At 47.8% G+C, this 3,135-nt stretch carries 3 protein-coding genes; all 3 read left to right on the forward strand.

Annotation, left to right across the window (positions count from 1 at the left end):
- The first annotated feature begins 29 nt into the window (after window positions 1–29).
- A complete protein-coding gene (locus Q7V48_03670; GenBank protein MDO9209833.1) occupies window positions 30–662 on the forward strand; it encodes a hypothetical protein in 633 nt (210 codons plus the stop codon).
- Between the two features lie 30 nt (window positions 663–692).
- Entirely contained in the window at window positions 693–1,217 is a 525-nt protein-coding gene (gene tpx, locus Q7V48_03675; protein MDO9209834.1) for a thiol peroxidase, read from the forward strand.
- A gap of 114 nt (window positions 1,218–1,331) precedes the next feature.
- Window positions 1,332–2,519, forward strand: coding sequence for a M20 family metallopeptidase (locus Q7V48_03680; GenBank protein MDO9209835.1), 1,188 nt, complete (start codon window positions 1,332–1,334; stop codon window positions 2,517–2,519).
- Window positions 2,520–3,135 lie beyond the last annotated feature (616 nt).

The following is a 3,135-nucleotide window of genomic DNA, read 5'->3' on the forward strand; positions in this document are numbered from 1 at the left end:
AGAGAAAAAGGGGAAAGGAGGGCAAAAGTATGAAAACGGTAAGGCGCGCAAAGCAAGGGTTGGAGAAGAAGGGGAATGGGGTTAAAAAATCGCTGAAAAAACCCGTCAAGAAGGCCACGAGAGAAATTGCGGGGTTGAAAGAGAAAATGGCCAAGAAGAGTGCAGAGAAGGCGAAGAGGTTGATCTCCCCAAGAGAAGCCCTGGTTAAGAAACTTAAGGATGAACTGGCCCGAAAAGAAAAAATAATTGCCGCCAGCAAAAAAAGTCTGCTGCAAAAAGCCCAAGAGAGTCTTCTTGAACTCAAAAGCAAGGCGGGAACCGAAGCCAAAAGGTTAATGACCGAAGCCGAAAAGAGGGCCAAAAATGTGGGCACCCAGAAGGATTCCTTGGTCCAGAGAATCAGGAAAGAGTTGGCCGAAAAGGAAAAGATGATCAGAGAAAGCCAAAAAACCTTTAGAGAAACGATGGCCCAAGCGGGGAGGGAAGTCTCCGCTCTCAAAGAAAAGACGAGCCAGAGCATCCTGGAAATGAAAAGTAAGGTCGGTGCCGAGGTCAAAAAATTAAAGGAAGAATTAGAAGCAAAAAGCAAGGCGCTCCGGGGAAAAGTTACGGAACTTGAAGAATACCGGAAGGCCGCCGAAGGCAAACTCTTTGAGCTCTAAGCCAAAGTTAAAGAATTTGCAGCCAAGGTTATGCCCACGGAAAAAGAACGGCCGGGACTGGTGACTTTCAAGGGAAACCCCTTGACCCTGTTGGGCGAAGAAGTAAAGGTGGGAGATAAGGCTCCCAATTTTAAGGTATTAGACAACTCGATGCAACCTGCGACCCTGGAATCCTACCAAGGTAAAATCAAAATCATCACCGCCGTTCCGTCCCTGGACACTCCGGTATGCAACACGGAGACCCGCAGGTTTAACCAAGAGGCGGATAAACTGCCAGAGAACGTGGCCATCCTCACCATCAGCATGGATTTACCTTTTGCCCAGGCGCGCTGGTGCGCGGCGGCGGGAGTGGAGAAGGTCAAAACTTTTTCGGATTACCGGGACCATTCATTTGGTTTGGCGTACGGCGTGCTGGTCAAGGAACTTAAGCTTCTGGCCAGGTCGGTCTTCATCGTCGATGATCAGGACATCATCCGCTATGTGGAGCTGGTGCCGGAAATCGCCCAAGAGCCGGACTATGACCGAATCCTGAATGCCGTTCGAGCCCTGCTGTAATAACATAAGGGTTCAAGGGGTCAAGGGTTGGACCCTCGAATCCTTGAACCCTATTTTCTTGCATTGGAGGGGGATGCTCGATTTTAATAAAAAAAGATGCAAAAGGAAAAAATAATGAAAAATTCTTTCCAAGAGGAAATTGCCAGCATGAAAGATTGGCTGGTGGAGATCCGCAGAACGATTCACATGCACCCGGAACTGATGTTTGAAGAGGTCGAAACCTCCAGGTTGGTTTCCGCCTGGCTGGGAAAATTCGGCCTTGAGGTAAAAACCGGATGGGCGAAGACCGGAGTCGTCGGTCTTTTGCAAGGCGGGAAAAAAGGAAAGACGGTGGCTATCCGGGCCGATATGGACGCTTTGCCGCTCGAAGAAGCCACTCAGCTTCCCTATGCTTCCCAGATTAAAGGAAAGATGCATGCCTGCGGCCATGATGCCCATGTTACGATCCTTTTGGGCGTGGCTAAATTTTTCTCCTCCATCCAGGAGCAGGTTAAGGGGAATATCAAATGGATCTTCCAGCCAGCCGAGGAGGGGGGTGGAGGTGGAAGAGTGATGGTGGAGGAGGGAGTCCTGGAGAACCCCAAAGTTGATGCGATCTTTGGAGCCCATGTTTTTCCGGATCTTCCGATGGGCAAGGTAGGAATTCATGAGCGAGAAGGGTTGGCAGCTACCGACCGGTTTCGCATAAAAATTCTGGGGAAAGGAGGGCATGGTGCTTACCCCCATCTATCCAAAGACCCTATCCTTGCTGCCGGTCATCTGATTACCCAAATCCATTCCATTGTCAGCCGGAATATCAATCCTCTGGACAGGGCCGTGCTAAGCATCGGGAAGGTGAATGGGGGAACGGCTTTCAACATCATCCCGGATGAAGTGGAGCTTTGGGGGACAGTCCGTTCTCTTTCCCCCCAAGTTCGAGAAAAACTCAAAAGCAGGCTTGAGCAGACGACCCAAGGGGTCGCCCGCTCTTTTGATATGGATTATCAATACGAGTTTGAAGACGGATACCCGGCTCTTATCAACGACCCGCCAATGTCCCATCTGGTAGCAGCGGCCTGTGCCCAAGGAATCGGCAAGGAAAACGTAGAATTCATAAATCCTTCCATGGGAGGGGAGGACTTTGCTTACTACCTCCAGAAAGTTCCCGGCTCTTTTTTCCGGTTAGGTTGCCGCAACGAAAAAAAAGGGATTATCCATTCTTTTCATAGCTCCCTTTTTAACATCGACGAGGACGTGCTCCCCTTCGGTGTGGAGATGTTTGTGAGGATCATCGATCAATATCTGGGACTGGACTTAATATAAGTGTCAGGGTCAGGGTTTAGTGGCAGAGGGAAATGTATATATTTCTTTACTGATACTGAAACCATTCTTAATCTATAAAAGTCAGGATTTGATTTGGCGGACACTGTCAAGCCAGGTAACGACTTCTTCCTGAATTGCTGTTTTTGAGGTCATCGCCGAGAATGCAACATTTCGAATGCAAGTCATCAATTTGGACTTGAAAACTGAGGCTATTTCAAGAGGTAATTTTTTCCTTGACTACCTATGAGGATTAGAGTATTTTCCGGTTAAATGGTGTCATCATAGACAAGTAACCCCAACAATCTAACGCCTGACCTTCTGGAGTGGCGTATGAGAAGGAGTTACCAGAAAGTGCCCCTAGGGTGGCTCCAGAGAGATTCTATGTCCCTCTTGGTGCTTTTTCTTTTTTAAGAATGGCAGGGATGATTTCAGAATTATTTACTTAAAAAAAGGAAAGGAGGAATAAAAATGAGAGCATCGATTCTGGTTCTGCTTGTTGTTCTTTTTGAACGTCTCTTCTGGCTTCGTCCAGTTTAGCTTGTGTTTCATGTAATGCTAAAAGCCTTTCTTTCAGCCTATCGTTAGTGTCTGAGAATTTTTTCTTAAAATCCATGAA

Source organism: Deltaproteobacteria bacterium, assembly GCA_030654105.1.
Classification (GTDB): domain Bacteria; phylum Desulfobacterota; class SM23-61; order SM23-61; family SM23-61; genus JAHJQK01.

Coding starts and splice junctions, on each gene's coding strand:
- Q7V48_03680 (MDO9209835.1), top strand. CDS start 1,332: ATGAAAAATTCTTTCCAAGAGGAAATTGCCAGCATGAAAGATTGGCTG.
- tpx (MDO9209834.1), top strand. CDS start 693: ATGCCCACGGAAAAAGAACGGCCGGGACTGGTGACTTTCAAGGGAAAC.
- Q7V48_03670 (MDO9209833.1), top strand. CDS start 30: ATGAAAACGGTAAGGCGCGCAAAGCAAGGGTTGGAGAAGAAGGGGAAT.